This is a genomic window from Vagococcus bubulae (genome assembly GCF_003950315.1).
Taxonomy (GTDB): Bacteria; Bacillota; Bacilli; order Lactobacillales; family Vagococcaceae; genus Vagococcus; species Vagococcus bubulae.
In genome coordinates this window covers 47,621-65,798 of the sequence record NZ_NGJT01000001.1, presented here as the reverse complement: position 1 = coordinate 65,798, position 18,178 = coordinate 47,621, and the positions used below count along the sequence as shown (strand labels likewise).

The 18,178-nt window shown below is 35.1% G+C and carries 16 protein-coding genes; 5 read left to right on the top strand and 11 right to left on the bottom strand.

Annotated features, from left to right (window positions below; all coding sequences use genetic code 11):
* Positions 1-43 precede the first annotated feature (43 nt).
* Positions 44-973: a manganese-dependent inorganic pyrophosphatase gene (locus CBF36_RS00270; protein WP_125955577.1), complete on the bottom strand. Its 930-nt coding sequence runs from the start codon at positions 971-973 to the stop codon at positions 44-46.
* A gap of 164 nt (positions 974-1,137) precedes the next feature.
* Here CBF36_RS00270 and CBF36_RS00265 point away from each other — a divergent pair, with 164 nt between their 5' ends.
* Positions 1,138-1,338, top strand: a complete 201-nt coding sequence (locus CBF36_RS00265; RefSeq protein ID WP_125955576.1) for a helix-turn-helix transcriptional regulator — start codon at positions 1,138-1,140, stop codon at positions 1,336-1,338.
* A gap of 13 nt (positions 1,339-1,351) precedes the next feature.
* Positions 1,352-1,756 carry a hypothetical protein gene (locus tag CBF36_RS00260; RefSeq protein WP_125955574.1) on the top strand — a complete coding sequence of 135 codons (405 nt, stop codon included), beginning with the start codon at positions 1,352-1,354 and terminating at the stop codon, positions 1,754-1,756.
* A 49-nt stretch (positions 1,757-1,805) separates the two neighbouring features.
* Here CBF36_RS00260 and CBF36_RS00255 read toward each other — a convergent pair whose 3' ends face one another.
* The 5 genes from CBF36_RS00255 to parE all read right to left on the bottom strand — a co-directional run bounded on the left by CBF36_RS00255 (position 1,806) and on the right by parE (position 10,497).
* Complete coding sequence (locus CBF36_RS00255) at positions 1,806-2,435, bottom strand: PepSY domain-containing protein (protein ID WP_125955572.1); 630 nt, start codon at positions 2,433-2,435, stop codon at positions 1,806-1,808.
* 158 nt (positions 2,436-2,593) lie between these two features.
* Entirely contained in the window at positions 2,594-3,367 is a 774-nt protein-coding gene (pflA, locus tag CBF36_RS00250; protein WP_125955570.1) for a pyruvate formate-lyase-activating protein, read from the bottom strand.
* 78 nt (positions 3,368-3,445) lie between these two features.
* Positions 3,446-5,692, bottom strand: a complete 2,247-nt coding sequence (gene pflB / locus CBF36_RS00245; protein ID WP_125955568.1) for a formate C-acetyltransferase — start codon at positions 5,690-5,692, stop codon at positions 3,446-3,448.
* A 303-nt stretch (positions 5,693-5,995) separates the two neighbouring features.
* Positions 5,996-8,452 (bottom strand): DNA topoisomerase IV subunit A, encoded by a 2,457-nt coding sequence (parC, locus tag CBF36_RS00240; protein ID WP_125955566.1) that lies wholly within the window; start codon positions 8,450-8,452, stop codon positions 5,996-5,998.
* Positions 8,453-8,481: 29 nt separating this feature from the next.
* On the bottom strand, positions 8,482-10,497 hold the full coding sequence (parE, locus tag CBF36_RS00235) for a DNA topoisomerase IV subunit B (protein WP_125955564.1): 2,016 nt from the start codon (positions 10,495-10,497) through the stop codon (positions 8,482-8,484).
* A 261-nt stretch (positions 10,498-10,758) separates the two neighbouring features.
* Between parE and CBF36_RS00230 the strand changes: the two genes are divergently transcribed.
* Positions 10,759-11,964 carry an MFS transporter gene (locus tag CBF36_RS00230; RefSeq protein WP_125955562.1) on the top strand — a complete coding sequence of 402 codons (1,206 nt, stop codon included), beginning with the start codon at positions 10,759-10,761 and terminating at the stop codon, positions 11,962-11,964.
* Between the two features lie 41 nt (positions 11,965-12,005).
* On the opposite strand, the gene CBF36_RS00225 is transcribed toward CBF36_RS00230, so the two are convergent.
* Together CBF36_RS00225 and CBF36_RS00220 are read right to left on the bottom strand one after the other, a co-directional pair.
* Positions 12,006-12,635, bottom strand: a complete 630-nt coding sequence (locus CBF36_RS00225; RefSeq protein ID WP_243637942.1) for a DUF1361 domain-containing protein — start codon at positions 12,633-12,635, stop codon at positions 12,006-12,008.
* A gap of 26 nt (positions 12,636-12,661) precedes the next feature.
* Positions 12,662-12,850 (bottom strand): hypothetical protein, encoded by a 189-nt coding sequence (locus CBF36_RS00220; RefSeq protein WP_125955561.1) that lies wholly within the window; start codon positions 12,848-12,850, stop codon positions 12,662-12,664.
* Positions 12,851-13,009: 159 nt separating this feature from the next.
* Between CBF36_RS00220 and CBF36_RS12210 the strand changes: the two genes are divergently transcribed.
* Positions 13,010-13,183: a hypothetical protein gene (locus CBF36_RS12210; protein WP_165865339.1), complete on the top strand. Its 174-nt coding sequence runs from the start codon at positions 13,010-13,012 to the stop codon at positions 13,181-13,183.
* A gap of 11 nt (positions 13,184-13,194) precedes the next feature.
* On the opposite strand, the gene CBF36_RS00215 is transcribed toward CBF36_RS12210, so the two are convergent.
* The 3 genes from CBF36_RS00215 to gdhA all read right to left on the bottom strand — a co-directional run bounded on the left by CBF36_RS00215 (position 13,195) and on the right by gdhA (position 16,755).
* Positions 13,195-13,884, bottom strand: a complete 690-nt coding sequence (locus tag CBF36_RS00215) for a DNA alkylation repair protein (protein WP_125955559.1) — start codon at positions 13,882-13,884, stop codon at positions 13,195-13,197.
* Positions 13,885-13,941: 57 nt separating this feature from the next.
* Positions 13,942-15,291: a glucose-6-phosphate isomerase gene (locus tag CBF36_RS00210; protein WP_125955557.1), complete on the bottom strand. Its 1,350-nt coding sequence runs from the start codon at positions 15,289-15,291 to the stop codon at positions 13,942-13,944.
* Between the two features lie 117 nt (positions 15,292-15,408).
* Complete coding sequence (gdhA, locus tag CBF36_RS00205; RefSeq protein WP_125955556.1) at positions 15,409-16,755, bottom strand: NADP-specific glutamate dehydrogenase; 1,347 nt, start codon at positions 16,753-16,755, stop codon at positions 15,409-15,411.
* A gap of 130 nt (positions 16,756-16,885) precedes the next feature.
* On the opposite strand from gdhA, the gene CBF36_RS00200 reads away from it, so the two are divergent.
* Entirely contained in the window at positions 16,886-18,157 is a 1,272-nt protein-coding gene (locus CBF36_RS00200; protein WP_125955554.1) for a BaiN/RdsA family NAD(P)/FAD-dependent oxidoreductase, read from the top strand.
* The last annotated feature ends 21 nt before the right edge of the window (positions 18,158-18,178 follow it).

Genomic DNA, 18,178 nt, shown 5'->3' with positions numbered 1-18,178 from the left:
TTTGAAAAAAATCTCCAAGTTTCCTCAGAGATTTTTAGGTTTTTTATGCATTAAATGCGTTTGTTAGCGGTGGAACCACTTGTTTTTTACGTGACACGACACCAGCTAATTCAGCTGTATTATTTTCTAAGGTCACACCAAAAGCTGCTTCCACTTTTTCTTTTGGTTCTCCAACAACAAGAGCCACTGAATTACTATCTAAAATATTTGTAATCACTAAGACAAATAAATCAAACCCGTTATCAGTGTTTTCTTTTGCCATCGCTTCTTCTAATTCTGCTTGACGAGCTAATACGTCGTTCACATCTACTGTATTAACTTGACCAATACGAACTGATTTATCGCCCATTGGGAAAGTTTTAGCATCCGCATTGATTAATTCTAATGCTGTTTTAGTTGAAAGATTAGTTCCTGCTTTTAACATATCCAAGCCATAAGCATCTAAATCAACACCAGCAATTTCAGCTAATTCTTTCGCTGCCGCTACATCTTCATCCGTACAGGTTGGTGATTTAAATAGTAATGAATCAGACACAATCGCTGAAAGCATCATACCTGCTATGTCTTTTGGAATGTCAATGCCATGTTCTTTATAGATTTTTAAGATAATAGTATTCGTACAACCGACTGGCTCAGCACGATAATACAATGGATTAGCTGTTTCAAAGTTTGCAATACGGTGATGATCCACTACGGCTAATACGTCTAATTCTTTAATGTCACTCACACTTTGTTGTGCTTCATTGTGATCAACTAACATCACTTGTGTTGTTTCATTTGCACAGCTTTCAATCACTCTTGGTGCATCCACGTTAAAATAGTTTAATGCATACGTTGTTTCTTCATTTGGTGTTCCTAAAGCAACAGCTTCAGCTTCTACACCTAGTTTATTTTGTAGATAAGCAAATGAGATTGCTGAAGCAATTGCATCTGTATCCGGATTTTGATGACCAAAAATTAATACCTTTGTCATAGTTATATATCCCTCCAATTAATGTCATACAATTTGTATTATATCACAATTTTTATCATCAATAAGCAGAAAATTTTAAAATTAAGAATGTCAAGCTGACTTGACATTTTTAATCATCTTTAGTAATCTGTAAATGTAAAGGACACTTTACAAAAGGAGGAGCTATGAAAAACAATTTAGCTAACATCAGAAAAGAGAAAAAAATGACTCAACAAGACTTAGCCAGTGTGTTAGATATTTCTAGACAAACCATCATTTCACTTGAAAAAGGAAAATACAATCCTTCTATTATCTTAGCACTAAAAATTGGCAATTTTTTTAATATCCCTGTTGAAGACATTTTTTTACTCGAAGAAGACGATTAAAAGGAGAACACACATGAAAAAGAAAAAAATCGCAAGTGTCATCTTATTTACCATCGGAGTGATCTTACTACTTATCGGATTATTAGTTCAATCAAATCTATCCTCTATTTCAATTGGCCTTGGATCAGGATTTATTGGAGGAGCGATGGCAAACTTATTAAAATACAAAAAATTCGTTACCAATCCGCAATATGCCAAACAATATAAAATAGAAGAAAATGACCCTCGTAACATTGAAATACGTACTATGGCACTAGCTAAATCTGGCTCCATTTTATCTATCTTAGTAGTCATTTTATCTCTAATTACATCTGCCACACAGCAAGCTCTTTGGATTACAGCAACATTAGTTGGCTTATTTTTCATTCATACCGCTTTAACTTTTTATTTTATCACCAAACTAAATAAAACCATGTAGAAAAAACAGATAGGTTAACCTAGTGTAGCTAATCTATCTGTTTTGTTATTTAATCTGCGTCTGTTTCAATAATTTCTCCAGTTTGGGCATTAATCTTATACTCAATTTCTTTTGTCAAACCAGCTTTAATGGAAATATCCCAATAAGTGACACCCATATCTTCTTTGATTTCCCAATCATCTATTTTGCCAGAACCAGCTTCTTTCAAGGCAACATCAAAAATTTCATTCATATCTTTTAAGTTTGTTAAGTCTAGTTTATTTTCTTTTCGTTTTACGCCATCTTTCTCATCTCGATCTAAGTTTTCTTCACGTTCTTTTTTTACATCTTTTGTATCAGTATTTACTTTTATTTCATATTCTTTATTATCATCTACACCTTCTATCGCGTAAAATGATTGGCCTAAACTAGTGTCTAAACTAATTGATGTAATATCAGTATCTGGATAAGTTTCTTTATATGTTTCTATCGCGTCTGCTAAACTCACATTGTAAACTGTTTCTGAAGAAGTTGACGTACCAGTCGATGAGCTACTAGACGTATTAGTGGCACTATTTGAACTTGAAACTTGTGAGCTTGATGACTTAGTTGTATTACCCGAATCAGTGTTTTGTGATGAACACCCAGCAAATACTCCTAATGATAAAACCACACTACTTAATAAGATTATTTTTTTCATTTTTCATTCTCTCCTTTTGTTTTCCTTAACATGTTCTTATTATAAAGTATGTTTTATGAAAATAATATCCTACTTAAGAATGATTTTCAATAAGACCTCATATCTATAAACCCTAAACTCACAAAAAAGCCTAGAAGATACTCCTTCTAGGCCATCCATTATTTCACCGCACGTTTTTCTTTATACTTGTTATAGTCTGCCGTATGAAGTAATTCTTGGGCATTTTTCACTCTTTCTTGAGTTGGTGGGTCAATCCCTTTTAATGGGTAATCAATCCCTAAATCTTTCCATTTAAAAAGGCCCATTGTATGATATGGTAATACTTCTACTTTATCGACATTTTTTAATTCTTTAATAAAATCATCCAATCGAATTAAATACTCATCATAATCTGTTCTTTGAGGAACCAACACATGACGAATCCAAACTGGCTGACCAATATCAGACAAATACTTTGCCATTTCTAAAATATTATCATTAGTATGCATTGTTAGTTCTTTATGACCTTGTGGATCGATATGTTTAATATCAAATAAAAACAGATCAGTGTATTTCAGCATCTCATTAAATTTGCTAAAAAATGGTTCGTCAAACGTAAATGGTTTCCCGCATGTATCAACGGTTGTATGAATCCCATGTTTTTTTGCTTTTTTAAATAAATCAATGATGAAATCAAGTTGAAGTAATGGCTCACCACCACTAATGGTAATTCCACCATCTTCACCCCAATATGATTTATAACGCAATGCTTCTTCTAATATTTCATCAGTTGTTACTTCGCGTCCTCCACCAATTTTCCAAGTATCAGGATTATGACAAAACTGGCAACGCATTTTACACCCTTGCATAAATACAATAAAACGAACGCCAGGACCATCGACTGTCCCTAAATTTTCTGTTGAATGAATTCTACCTGTTACTGATTCTGTCATTATCGTCACTTCCTAACTTTGCTTTAAAAAAAGGATGACCGCTAAAACAGCCATCCTTTTATTTTACTAATTGTTTAATTACATTCTATCATGAGCAGTACGAGAAATAACGTCTGCTTGTTGTTCAGGTGTTAAATCACGGAATTTAACAGCATATCCAGATACACGGATAGTTAAGTTTGGATATTTTTCTGGATGAGCTTGAGCGTCTAATAATAAATCTGTTGTAAAGACGTTCACGTTCAAGTGATATCCTCCTCTATCGAAGTAACCATCCATTACGTTACGTAAGTTGTTAATACGAGTATCATCATCTTTACCTAAACCATTAGGGTTAATAGTTTGTGTATTTGAGATACCATCTAAAGCTGATGTATAAGCAAGTCTTGCAGTTGAGTTTAATGATGCTAAAAGACCATTTTTCTCACCTAAGAATTTACCATCTTGGTAACTTGGGTTAGCACCTGGTGCTAATGGTTTACCTGCACGACGTCCATCTGGTGTGTTACCAGTTGCTTTACCATAAACAACATTAGAAGTAATCGTTAATAATGATGTTGTAGGTGTTGAGTTTCTATAAGTATGTTGACGTTTAATTTGAGTCATGAAGTAGTCTAAGATCCAGTTTGCCATTGCATCTGCTTCTTCATTGTCATTTCCGTAAGTTGGGAACTCATTTTGTGGAACATAGTCAACTGCTAATCCATCTTCGTCACGGATAACTTGTACGTTACCATGTTTGATAGCCATGATACTATCAGCCGCATGTGAGATACCAGCGATACCTGTTGCGAATGTACGTTTTAAGTCAGTATCCATGAATGCTAATTGTGGTGCTTCATAAGCATATTTATCATGCATGTAATGGATAACGTTTAATGTGTTTACATATAATTCTGCTAACCAATCTAACATATCTTTGTAACGAGTGATGAATTCATCGTAGTTTAATGTATCACCAGTCATTGGACGGAATCGAGGTGCAACTTGTGCTTTCGTCACTTCGTCAACCCCACCGTTGATTGCATACAATACCGCTTTTGCTAAGTTAGCACGAGCTCCGAAGAATTGCATGTCTTTACCCATTACAGTTGCAGACACACAACAAGCAATCGCACAATCGTCTGATCCCCAGTTAGCACGTAATAAATCATCATTTTCAAATTGGATTGAAGAACTTTCTTTCGCAATTTTAGCTGCATAAGTTCTGAATCCTTCTGGTAAATGAGAAGAATACAATACTGTTAGGTTTGGTTCTGGAGATGGTCCCATGTTTGTTAATGTATGTAAAATACGGAAATCATTTTTAGTTACTAATGAACGTCCGTCAATTCCCATACCAGCAATTGATAATGTTGCCCAAATTGGGTATCCAGAGAATAATTGGTTGTATTCAGGAGTACGAGCAAATTTAACCATACGTAATTTCATAATTAAGTGGTCAATTAATTCTTGTGCTTCTGCTTCGTTAATCACACCGTTTTCTAAGTCACGTTGGATGTAGATATCTAAGAATGCTGAAATACGTCCGATTGACATTGCTGCACCATTTTGAGATTTAATAGCTGCTAAGTAACCGAAGTATACCCATTGGATTGCTTCTTGAGCGTTTTTAGCAGGTTTAGAAATATCAAATCCGTAGTAAGTAGCCATTTCTTTAATGTCAACTAATGCTTTGATTTGATCAGATACTTCTTCACGTAAACGGATAACATCATCTGTCATCACTTTGTTACCTACGTTAGATAAGTCTTTTTTCTTTTCAGCGATTAAGAAGTCAATACCGTATAATGCTAAACGACGATAGTCACCGATAATACGTCCACGACCATAAGCATCTGGAAGACCTGTAATAATTTTATTTTTACGAGCGGCTCTCATTTCTGGAGTGTAAGCATCAAATACACCTTGGTTATGTGTTTTTCTCCAGTCACTGAAGATTTTAGTCATTTCGTCATCAACTTCATAACCATTAGATACTAAGGCATTGTTTGCCATGTTGATACCACCGAATGGCATAAAGGCTTGTTTTAATGGTACGTCAGTTTGTAACCCAACGATTTTTTCTTCTTCTTTAATTAAGTAACCTGGTTCATGTGATGTTACTGTGGCAGGGATGTTGTTATCCATGTCATAAACACCATTTTGTTCGTGTTGAACTTCAAATAATTCTTGTAGTTTAGTCCATAATTTTTCTGTGCTGTCAGCAGCTGGCTCTAAGAAACTGTCGTCACCTTTATACTCTGTGTAGTTTGCTTGAATAAAATCTCTAACATCCACTTGTGTGCGCCATTTACTACCTTTAAATCCATCCCAGTATCCCATAATATGAGAACCTCCTTAAGTTAGTTGTTTCAAAGTTTTATATTTAATTTCTTTACATGTTCAGTATAACACAAAAACAGATTTGCGCAAGTGTTATAGTGAAAAAAATTACTAATTTTGTTAAAAAAAACACAAGGACTGTTTAAACGCTAGTTTATTGACTTTCTTAAAATTTTATTAAGGTGCTTTTCTGTTTTATCTGTTTCATTTATTGTGTCTATCTGTATTATAACAGCGGTTACATTTCAACTTGTGTCATATAACAGAAAAAGAAGAAATCCTTGAAAGATTTCTTCTTATTATTTAGTCTTCTTTTTCTTTTTGTGAAAGAGTTATTTTAACCACTTCTCCATCTACTTTTTCATTTGAAATAAATGAGCCATTAGAGGTTCGATCATTAACCGGGATATCTTTTGTATCTGTTGTGTAGCTTGCACCGTTTTTGGTTTCTACTATAATTGATTCATTATCATCATTAGTTGATATCGCCGAAAAGACGCGGTGTGGATTATTTTTTAATTCTCTTAATACCATCAATCCACGTTTTGCTCGACCTAATTTACTAATCTCTAATACATCCATCTTCTTGACTGATCCGCGTTGTGTCACGACTGTCACCAAATGTTCTGCCGTACTAATTGGGAAAATATGACTTGAAACTAAGTAATCTCCCTCTTTTAAGTTCATGGCTTTAACGCCAGATGCTTTAGCACCAACTGTTGGCACTTCACTTAGATCATAACGCAATCCAAATCCTAAGTGACTTATCAAGGTGACTTCATACTCTATTTGAGTTGAGATTAGATTTGCACTAATCAACTCATCTGTGTCTGTTTTGAGTTTCATACACATCAACGGACGGCTCTTATAAGTACGCCAACTAGCAAATTCACTCATTAGTGTTCGCTTAATCATGCCTTCTTTTGTTACGAAAACAAATTCTTTCGTTTCATCAATCGTTTCATAAGGGAAAACTTTCAATATTTGTTCATTTGGAAGAAGGGTACTTAGTGTTTGTGAAAAATGTTCACCAACATCCTTCCATTTTTTATCTGTTAATTCATGCACAGGACGGTAAATAATATTCCCCTTTGTTGTAACAAACAACACATGATGATGGGTATTTAACTGTTCTACATAAATTAGATCATCTGATTCTTTCATGTCAATGGCATCATCTTTTGATGCACCGTATGATCTTAAACTACTACGTTTAACGTATCCTTCACGTGTCACGCTGACCATGACGTCTTCTTGAGGTACGATAACAGCTGTTTCTATATTGATTTCTTCTATTTTATCCTCTAAAACAGTTCGTCTAGCGGTATCATAATTTTTCTTCACTTCACGCAATTCTTTTTTCATGACTTTTAACAACTCATTCGGGTTATTAATAATCAACTCAAGCGATTTGATTAATGCTTCTAACTCAGCTGCTTCTTGTTCAAGTGCCGTAATATCCGTATTTGTTAAACGATATAATTGCAATGATACAATCGCTTCTGCTTGCTCTTCACTAAAGTCATGTGCTGAAATCAAGTTATCTTTGGCATTCTTTTTGTCTTTACTTTGACGAATAATACGAATCACATCATCTAAGATGGATAAAGCTTTCATCAAACCTAGCACAATATGTTCACGTTTCTTCGCTTTATTTAAATCAAACTGACTGCGGTCAATAATCACTTGTTTACGGTGAGTAATATAGCCTTCTAAAATATCTTTCAACCCAACTTGTTGTGGACGAAGTTTATTGATGGCTACCATATTAAAGTTATAATTCACTTGAAGTTCCGTGTTTTTAAGTAGATAGTTTAAAATACCTTCTGCGTCGACTTCCTTACGAAGCTCCACCACAATACGTAAACCCGTTCTATCCGTTTCATCTCTGACTTCAGATATTCCCTCTACTCGTTTTGTCAAACGTAATTCATCCATTTTTTTCACTAAGTTTGCTTTATTGACTTCATAAGGAATTTCAGTAATGACGATTTGCTCACGACCACCTTTTAGTGGTTCGATTTCAGTTTTAGAACGAATAATTACTCGACCTTTTCCTGTTTCATAAGCTTTCTTCAATTCTTTTTTTCCTTGAAGAATCGCGCCTGTTGGAAAATCTGGTCCAGGAATAAATTCCATTAATTTATCGACACTAGCATTTGGGTGATCGACTAAGTAAATCGTGCCATCAATAACTTCACCTAAATTATGTGTCGGAATTTCTGTTGCATACCCAGCTGAAATCCCTGTTGACCCATTAACTAAAAGATTCGGAAATCCTGCAGGTAAAACAGTTGGTTCTTTTTCTGTGTCATCAAAGTTCCAAACAAAATCAACGGTTTCTTTTTCGATATCTTTTAATAGCTCACCACTAAGTTTAGATAGTCGTGCTTCTGTATAACGCATCGCAGCAGGGGGGTCGCCGTCCATACTCCCGTTATTCCCATGCATTTCAATTAATGGTTCACGTAACTTCCAATCTTGACTCATACGAACCATTGCTTCATAAATACTGCTATCACCATGAGGATGGTAATTCCCCATGATGTTTCCGACAGATTTAGCTGATTTTCTAAAACTTTTTTCGTAAGTATTACCGTCCTTATTCATTGAAAATAAAATACGGCGTTGAACAGGTTTTAGTCCATCTCTTATATCAGGTAATGCTCTATCTTGAATAATGTATTTTGAATAACGTCCAAAACGGTCTCCCATTACATCTTCTAGACTAAGATTTTGAATCCCGTGTTCTTGATTCATTCTTGTTCTCTCCCTTTTGTTGGTACTCGCTAATCAAATAGATTGATTTCTTCGACTATGTCATTATCAGGTGTGACGTGTTCCTCTATAATGTCATGGTTTTCTAAAATACTGCCATCTTCTTCTAATGTAAATTGAACGTGTTCTTCAATCCATTTACGACGGGGCTCTACTTTGTCACCCATCAACGTTGTCACACGTCTTTCAGCTCTTGCTGAGTCATCAATCGTTACTCGAATCAATGTTCTTGTTTCAGGATTCATGGTTGTTTCCCAAAGTTGATCGGCATTCATTTCACCTAACCCTTTGTAACGTTGGATTAAGTAGCCTTTCCCCATCTTTTTCGTAATATCAGCCATTTCATCATCTGTCCAAGCGTACTCTAACTGCTCAGTTTTACCGCGACCTTTGCTTACTCTATATAGCGGTGGTAAAGCAATATAAACTTTTCCTGCTTCGACAAGAGGTTTCATGTAGCGATAGAAAAACGTCAATAGTAACACTTGAATATGTGCCCCATCTGTATCCGCATCGGTCATGATAATGACTTTATCATAATTCACATCATCTAGTTGAAAATCAGGACCAACACCAGCGCCAATGGTATAAATCATGGTATTAATTTCTTCATTTTTTAAAATATCTTGTAATTTTGCTTTTTCCGTATTAATGACTTTTCCTCGAAGTGGTAAAATCGCTTGGAATTTTCTGTCTCGGCCTTGTTTAGCTGATCCTCCAGCAGAGTCCCCTTCGACTAAGTACAATTCATTTTTCTTTGGGTTACGTGATTGTGCTGGGGTTAATTTACCAGATAGTAAAGATTCCCCTTTACGACGTTTTTTCCCGTTACGACTGTCTTCTCGTGCTTTACGTGCCGCTTCTCGTGCTTCTCGTGCTTTCAGCGCTTTTTTAACAAGCATTTGAGATAAATCATTGTTTTCTAACAAATAAAATCCTAATTGATCACTAATGACTGTATCAACAATTGTCCTAGCAGCTGGTGTACCTAATTTTCCTTTCGTTTGCCCTTCAAATTGAAGCAAGTTTTCGGGAATACGCACACTAATAATGGCTGATAACCCTTCTCTAAAGTCGCTACCTTCAAGATTTTTGTCTTTTTCTTTCAACAAGCCTGTTTTTCTCGCATATTCATTAAATGATTTGGTTAAAGCCGTTTTCATTCCGACTTCATGTGTTCCACCATCTCTTGTACGCACATTGTTAACAAAAGACAAAATATTTTCAGAATAGCCATCATTGTATTGGAAGGCAAATTCCACTTCAATGCCGTCTTTTTCTCCGGCAAAATAAACGATTGGAGATAAGTCATCTTTGCTTTCATTTAAATAAGCAATAAACTCTTTGATTCCATCTTCATATAAAAAGACATCTTCTTTTTCTTGTCCTTCTCGTTCATCGGTTAGAGTGATTTTAATTCCTTTTAATAGAAAGGCAGATTCTCTTAGACGTTCAGATAATACGTCATAAGAAAAAACCGTTGTTGAAAAAATGGACGCATCTGGTTTAAACGTAATTGTTGAACCATTTTGTTTAATCGACGTTTTCGTCTTTTTAAATTTCCCATCAGGATGTCCACCATCTTTAAATGATAATGTCGCCATCTGACCATCTTTAATGGTTTCCACTGTTAACGTACTTGATAAAGCATTCACCACACTTGCTCCAACACCATGAAGCCCTCCTGAGGTTTTATAACCACCTTGGCCAAATTTTCCACCTGCATGTAATATAGTAAAAATCACTTCAATCGTTGGCTTTCCAGAAGCATGCATTCCTGTTGGCATCCCTCTACCATAATCTCGTACACTGATACTATTGTCTTTATGTATTGTGACATCAATTTCTGTTCCATAACCAGATAACGCTTCGTCAACGGCATTATCAAATATTTCAAAAACCAAATGATGTAATCCTTTAGAGTCTGTTGATCCAATATACATCCCTGGACGTTTTCTTACCGCCTCTAGACCTTCTAATACTTGAATGGATGAATCATCGTATTGTCTATTTATTTCTTTTGACATAGGTAAACTCCTTTTCTACCATCATAACGTAAACAAGTTAATTGCTTGTTCTAATCAATAATAGGCTACTTTTAAGCCGATGTAAAGAACAGGTATTCCCCCTCTTTACGGCAACATCACTTATTCTATAATAAAATAATGTATCTTGCAAAGTTAGTTTTTTTCGAAAAAATAATGAAGCTTTAGAATTTTAATTTACAACGTTTTAAAAAAACTGTATATTTATTAAATAGTTATATTTTTTTAAGAAAGGATAGGTCTATGAACAATACAAAAAATCAAGTGAATTTATCACTATTATTATCCACGTTATTTTTAGGTTACGTGATTGTCTACATTGATAAATTGTCTGTTGGTATCTCCATTATTTCAATTAGCAAAGACATCCCCATGACAGAAAGTCAAAAAGGACTCATTTTAAGTGCTTTTTTTATTGGATATGCCATTATGCAAGTGCCAATGAGTTTTGCAATTAATAAATTTGGTGCAAAAAAAGTGCTTATTTGGTCAGTTTTTATGATTGGTGTCTTTGATTTTATTTTTAGCTTTAGCCAAACAGTCACGATGCTTTTAGCCATCCGACTTTTAACTGGTATGCTTGCTCATTCTGGTTACCCTTCCGCTTCTAGCAAAGAAATCATTGATAATTTCCCTATTGAGCGTAGAACGTTTGCTAAAGGAATCCTCATCTCCTCTTCTGGAATTGCTGGTGTTGTCGGTCCTATTTTACTCTCTCCAATTATTGATAAATACAATTGGAAGTTTGCTTATGTGTTACTCACTATTCTTGCTATTGCTGCCTCTTTTATCATTGCAAGAGGAATCCCCACACCAAACAAACAATCAATAGAAGTCGCTGAAGAAGATTCTGAAAAAGTATCCTTACTGAAAATTTGGAAAAACCGAAACATTTGGACACTATTTGCGGCTGCGTTTTTTGTTAATAGCTTACTGTACGGAATCAATAACTGGTTACCAAGCTTTTTAACGAGTCAACGCGGTATTACACTGACTCAATCTGGTGTTGTTAGCTCATGTGTGGGTGTGTTTTCTCTCGTTGGAGCCATTGGTGGGAGTTATATCGTCAGTAAATTTTTCTCTGAGAAAGATACGATTGTCATTATGATAATGGCAACAATCGGCTCGTCATTAGTCTTCTTATCTTATTATGTCCATTCTCTTGTTCTATTTATCCTTGTTTTAGGATTAGCGACTTTATCAATGACGGTTGCGTTTGTTACTCTGATGACAATCCCCCTAAAAGTATTTACTGGAAAACACTTTGCGCCAAGTTACTCAACCATCTCAACTGGTGGTATTTTAGGAGGAGCAACAGCGCAGATTATTATTGGGGCATTAGTAGATAGCTCAGAAACTTACTTGTCTGCCTTTATTTATTTCTTTGCTTTAGGTATTTTAGCAGCACTTTCTTTAGCCTTCCTTAAAAAAGGCGCTGAACATTATTAAGCAAAAAGCACATCACCTGAATTAAAAAGGTGACGTGCTTTTTATTTTAGTTTTGATAATTGTCTGTTCATTGTCATCACACCAATAATAGCCAAATGAAGCCCTAAAAAGAGTAGGACTATTTCTAATTTAATGAAAGACCACTCAAGGAATATGGTTTTAAACACATACCATGGTCTAACAAAAATATCAATCGAATGAAATCTCGGTGGAAATCTTCCAGCATAGATACCTAGTGATGATAAGAAACAAACAAGCAGTAGTACACCGCTTACTTGTGTGGTGGTCAATCGATACTGTTTTTTTGCATAAGATAGAAGTTTTAGTAACTGTCCAAATCCAATGAGAACAAAACTAAAAATCGCTAGAAACAAGACAATCGTCAGTGTCCAATCACCCAAATTTTTAATACTATCCCCTGTAAAATGATTGTAAATATCTAAAATATCCATGTGAATAATATCTGTCACTAAATAAGGAATATTAGGAAAATACAACATAAATAAAGCGGCTAGTCCTAATTTCAACCCATTCTTCTTCACACGAAAAAACTGAAACGACAACTCTAAAGGGATGTACGCGAGTAAAATATTCAAAGATAAAAACGAAAAACGTGTATTATAGGCCCCAATAATAAGCAACAAACTCATTAGTCTGACAATATTTTTCATTTTCCAACCCCTTTTCTATCTATTCATTACTGCTCTACGATATTTCTAAAATAAAGAAACTCCTCCATCAACTCTTTATTCACTCTCTCCCCTTTAAGCATCAGGTCTTGAGCTGTTTGATATAGCTTGTTAAAGCGTACCATATCAACCTTTTCTTCTACCATGAGAGCAGCTTTCAAATGAGATAACTCTGTTACAAAATGTTCTGGATTCATTCTTTTTTCCCCTTCATCTAGTTTTTCTTTATCTATATATTATAACATCTTTTTGTTCGTTTTTTGAAAAATTCATTAAATAATCAATTCTTTAAAACACTTTTTTCGATTGAAATTTGCTATAATATGTTTAGAAATGATGTTAAGGGGGATGAAATGATGATTTATATTGACAAAGAAAAATTTGCCCAAGCAGTCTTGATGTCCGAGAAAAAAGAGTTAACACTCGATCAAAAACTCGATTTGTATGTTAAAGCGATGGATTTAGCAGCTCAGCATAACAAAGAAATTCCCAAACCAAAAATGAATATGTTTGGGACTAAAGCGCCTTAAAGAGCTTTCCATTAATTGGAAGGCTTTTTCAGTGTCTTTAGATAATCTTTTGTTTCTGGTGAGATTCTTAAACTTTCTCTCGCTTTTTGAATCGTTTTTTGATGCGTCCAATCATCTAATTTACGTTCACTAATATAGGCAATCGTGGCATCATACTGCTTAGCCAAGCTGGTCGCAAAAAACCACGCACGCATCATATTGACATAATAGGCCTCACTTTTTACCTCGCATACACGATCCAAAATGGATTGATTAAAGTTTTCATCTACTAGATAAATGTTCATCAGCTGCAATATAGCAAAACGCACTGTGTATTCTTCACTTGAGGTTAGCCACTCATCAATAAATGGCAATAACTTTTCTGGATTCTTTTTAAATACAGTAGGTGTTTGGCAATCTGTCACGGCCCAATTATCTGCATAAGGCAAAAAAGTTTGATATGCTTTGATAGCTTCTTCAAAATCTTTTGTACTTGAAATAATCAACATGTGAAGTACATTTTCTTCATGATAAGTATGAGGTAACTCTGATAAAAAGTGTGCTGTATCATCATTTTTTATCATCTCTTTAGCTAATTTTCTGAGTTGTGGCATCCTAACGCCAATAACCTTATCTGGATTAACTGTCGGAATTAATTTGGCATTAAATACTTTGTAAGTCCTGTCTTGCATCGAAAAAAGTTTTTCTTGTGTTGGTGTCATTAAGGTTCCTCCATTAAAAAAGCACCCGACAAATTTGTCGAGCGCTCATTAATTGTCTTATTTAAGACGTTCGTTTAGTTCTTTTGCTAAGTCTTCAAAACCTGGTTTTCCTAGTAAAGCAAACATGTTTTTCTTGTATGCTTCAACACCTGGTTGGTCAAATGGGTTTACGCCATTTAAGTAACCTGAAATACCTACTGCAATTTCAAAGAAGTACATTAAGTAACCTAATGTATAAGCATCTGTTTCAGGAATATTTACCACAAAGTTTGGTACGCCACCATCTGTATGGGCTAAAAGAGTTCCTTCAAATGCTTTTGTATTAACAAAATCAATTTCTTTTCCTTGAATGTAACCTAAACCATCTAAGTCTTGATCAAGTACAGGAATTTCCACATTTTTACGAGGTTTTTCTACTTTAATAACTGTCTCAAAAATGTTACGACGTCCTTCTTGAATGTATTGACCTAATGAATGTAAGTCAGTTGAGAAGTTTGCACTTGATGGGTAGATACCTTTTTGATCTTTTCCTTCAGACTCGCCGAATAATTGTTTCCACCATTCAGAGAAGTATTGTAAGTTTGGTTCGTAATTGATTAATAACTCCGTTACTTTTCCTTTACGGTATAAAATATTACGTAATGCAGCATATTGATATGCTTCATTTTTTGTTAAATCATCAGAGCTGTATGCAACGCGAGCATCAGCAGCACCTTTCATTAACTCATCAATGTTAGCACCTGTTACAGCGATTGGAAGTAATCCAACTGGTGTTAATACAGTGAAACGTCCCCCAACATCATCAGGAATAACAAATGTTTCCCAGCCTTCAACGTCAGCTTCTGTTTTAACAGCGCCTTTAGCTTTATCAGTTGTTGCATAGATACGTTTGTTTGCTTCTTCTTTACCGTATTTTTTCTCTAATAAATCTTTAAAGACTCTAAAAGCAATCGCTGGTTCAGTTGTTGTACCAGATTTAGAAATAACATTCACTGAGAAGTCTTTGTCGCCAATAATTTGGATTAAATCAGCTAAATAAGTTGAACTGATTGAGTTTCCAGCAAAGAATACTTGTGGTGTTTTTCTTTCTTCATTGTCTAAAAGATTGTAGAATGAGTGGTTTAAAAAGTCGATAGCAGCTTTAGCTCCTAGGTATGATCCACCAATTCCGATAACGATTAAAATATCTGAATCTGATTGAATTTTTTCTGCTGCTTTTTTAACGCGAGCAAATTCTTCTTTATCGTAGTTTTCTGGTAAATCAATCCAACCACGGAAATCATTTCCTGGTCCAGTCCCTTCACGCAATGCATTGTGTGCTGCTGTTACTTCTGCTTGCATGTAACCTAATTCATGGTCACCAATAAATGTACCAACATTTGAATAATCAAAACGAATATGTGACATAATCATCCTCCTAATAATATGTGATTCTTCGTACAAGAATACATACCTATTCTACCATTTTTTTGAATTTTTCACATCTTTTTCAGATAGTTTATAACAAAACGTGGAGAATTTTTATTAAACAAGTCCTTGAGCAAGCATTGCTTTTGCAACTCGTTCAAATCCAGCAATATTTGCCCCAGTTAATAAATCGTCTTCTTGCGCGTATTCTTTTGCTGTTGTCGCACATGTTTCATAGATATTTTTCATAATGTTATCAAGTTCTGAATCGACTTGTTCGAAAGTCCAAGGTAAACGTTGAGCATTTTGAGCCATTTCTAAAGCTGATACAGCCACTCCACCAGCATTAGCGGCTTTACCTGGACAATAGATAACACCAGAATCAGTTAATTGGTGCAATGCTTCCAATTTTGTTGGCATGTTTGCCCCTTCAGCTAAGACTTTTACCCCGTTTTTGATTAGGATAGCTGCTTCGTCTAATCCAATTTCATTTTGAGTGGCACATGGTAAAGCTACTTCATAAACAATGTTTTCTGTCCAAATTGACGCATTTTCAACGTACTTAGCATTTGGTTTTGCTGCCGCATATTCACTTAAACGACCGCGTTTTACTTCTTTGATTTCTTTGACTAACTCACAGTCTACACCATCTTCATCAATGATATAACCAGAAGAGTCAGAACAACCTAATACTGTTGCACCTAATTCTTGTGCTTTTTCAATCGCATAAATGGCCACATTTCCACTACCCGAAATCATGACACGTTTACCTTTTAGTGAATCGCCTTTGTCTTGTAATAAATACTTAACAAAATACACTAAACCATAACCTGTTGCTTCTGTACGAGCTAAACTTCCCCAGAAAGCAAGTGGTTTACCTGTGATGACTCCTGCTTGATAACCATTTAGGCGTTTGTATTCACCATATAGATACCCAATTTCACGTCCACCTACACCCATATCACCTGCTGGAACATCCATGCTTGGGCCAATATGTTTTTGTAATTCTTGCATAAAACTTTGACAAAAACGCATGATTTCGCCATCTGATTTACCTTTAGGATCAAAATCACTTCCGCCTTTACCTCCACCAATTGGTAAAGAGGTTAAACTATTTTTAAAAATTTGTTCAAACGCTAAGAATTTCATGATACTTTGATTCACTGATGGGTGGAAACGTAATCCCCCTTTGTATGGTCCTAACGCTGAGTTGTATTGTATACGGTATCCTGTATTAACCATCCATTCACCAGAATCTGACATCCAAGGAACACGGAACTCGATTAAACGCTCAGGTATAATCAATTGCCCTAAGATATTTTTTTCACAATATACGGGATTTTTTTCTAAAAATGGTGTCACTGTAGTCAAAAACTCTTCCACTGCTTGAATGTACTCTGGTTGATAACCATACTTTTCTTTCACTTCATCCATCATTTTTGTTACATAATCTTGTGCTGACATAATGTATCATTCCCTTCTTAAACTTAATTAGTATTATATAGTATTTAAATAAAAAAAAAAAATATTTTCTCATCAAATTTTAAAAAAAGTATGCTAAACTATCATTTAATAACGAAAGGAGTGGCAATAGATGGGTATAGATGTCATTGTCATTGGTGGGGGAACAAGCGGTATGATGGCTGCCGTTTCCGCAGCAGAAAAAGGCGCACGCGTCATGATTATTGATAAAAATAAAATGCTTGGAAAAAAACTACGCTTAACTGGCGGAGGTCGTTGTAACGTCACCAATAATAGACCGCCAGAAGAAATTATTTCTTTTATCCCTGGAAATGGGAAGTTTTTGTATAGTACCTTCTCTCAATTTAACAACTATGACATTATGGAGTTTTTCGAAAGCCACGGTGTGCACTTAAAAGAAGAAGATCATGGAAGAATGTTTCCTGTTGAAAATACCTCTAAAGCAATCGTTAACGGCTTATTTGATCGCTTAAATGCATTAAATGTTGAATTAAAAATGAAAACAACGGTTAAAAAATTATTAGTAACTGATGGCAATATAACAGGAGTGATGACTGACACAAAAGAAGAAATTCATGCACCTTGTGTTGTCTTAGCAACTGGTGGGAAGACTTATCAATATACTGGATCCACTGGGGATGGATACACGTTGGCTAAAAAAGTGGGGCATACTATCACCAAACTTTTTCCAACTGAATCTCCCCTTTTATCTGAAGAGTCTTTTATTAAAAGTCGTGAACTTCAAGGGTTATCTTTAAGAGACATTGGTTTATCTGTTCTAGATGAAAAAGGAAAAGTGGTGGTCACACATGAAATGGATGCGTTATTCACTCATTCTGGTATCTCAGGTCCTGCAGCACTTCGTTGTAGCATGTTTGTCAATCAACTACTTGAAAAAGGACAAGAAACTGTCACCATGTCGCTCGATTTGTTTCCATTAAAATCTGAGCAAGACATCAAACAACAAGTAATCAGCATACAAAGTGAAGATGGCAATAAATCCATTAAGAACGCATTAAAACCATTGATGCAAGAACGCTACTTAGAATTTTTATTGGGACGTTGCCATATCAACACGCAAACCCCTTTTAAACAAATCACTGAAAAAGAGATTGATGCTCTTGTTGATGAAATCAAACATCTGACTTTTACAGTCAATAAAACCTATCCACTTGATAAATCATTTGTCACTGGTGGGGGGATTAGTCTAAAAGAAGTCAATCCTAAAACAATGGAAAGCAAATGTGTGAACGGCTTGTTCTTCTGTGGTGAACTGTTAGATATCAATGGCTACACTGGAGGATTTAACATCACCGCTGCTTTTTGTACAGGACATGTTGCCGGTGAACACGCGGCTGAAATTGCTAGTTATTTTAACTATTAAAATAGAAAAGACTTGCCTTAG

Coding starts and splice junctions, on each gene's coding strand:
- CBF36_RS00270 (WP_125955577.1), bottom strand. CDS start 973: ATGACAAAGGTATTAATTTTTGGTCATCAAAATCCGGATACAGATGCA.
- CBF36_RS00265 (WP_125955576.1), top strand. CDS start 1,138: ATGAAAAACAATTTAGCTAACATCAGAAAAGAGAAAAAAATGACTCAA.
- CBF36_RS00260 (WP_125955574.1), top strand. CDS start 1,352: ATGAAAAAGAAAAAAATCGCAAGTGTCATCTTATTTACCATCGGAGTG.
- CBF36_RS00255 (WP_125955572.1), bottom strand. CDS start 2,435: ATGAAAAAAATAATCTTATTAAGTAGTGTGGTTTTATCATTAGGAGTA.
- pflA (WP_125955570.1), bottom strand. CDS start 3,367: ATGACAGAATCAGTAACAGGTAGAATTCATTCAACAGAAAATTTAGGG.
- pflB (WP_125955568.1), bottom strand. CDS start 5,692: ATGGGATACTGGGATGGATTTAAAGGTAGTAAATGGCGCACACAAGTG.
- parC (WP_125955566.1), bottom strand. CDS start 8,452: ATGAATCAAGAACACGGGATTCAAAATCTTAGTCTAGAAGATGTAATG.
- parE (WP_125955564.1), bottom strand. CDS start 10,497: ATGTCAAAAGAAATAAATAGACAATACGATGATTCATCCATTCAAGTA.
- CBF36_RS00230 (WP_125955562.1), top strand. CDS start 10,759: ATGAACAATACAAAAAATCAAGTGAATTTATCACTATTATTATCCACG.
- CBF36_RS00225 (WP_243637942.1), bottom strand. CDS start 12,635: ATGAAAAATATTGTCAGACTAATGAGTTTGTTGCTTATTATTGGGGCC.
- CBF36_RS00220 (WP_125955561.1), bottom strand. CDS start 12,850: ATGAATCCAGAACATTTTGTAACAGAGTTATCTCATTTGAAAGCTGCT.
- CBF36_RS12210 (WP_165865339.1), top strand. CDS start 13,010: ATGATTTATATTGACAAAGAAAAATTTGCCCAAGCAGTCTTGATGTCC.
- CBF36_RS00215 (WP_125955559.1), bottom strand. CDS start 13,884: ATGACACCAACACAAGAAAAACTTTTTTCGATGCAAGACAGGACTTAC.
- CBF36_RS00210 (WP_125955557.1), bottom strand. CDS start 15,291: ATGTCACATATTCGTTTTGATTATTCAAATGTTGGTACATTTATTGGT.
- gdhA (WP_125955556.1), bottom strand. CDS start 16,755: ATGTCAGCACAAGATTATGTAACAAAAATGATGGATGAAGTGAAAGAA.
- CBF36_RS00200 (WP_125955554.1), top strand. CDS start 16,886: ATGGGTATAGATGTCATTGTCATTGGTGGGGGAACAAGCGGTATGATG.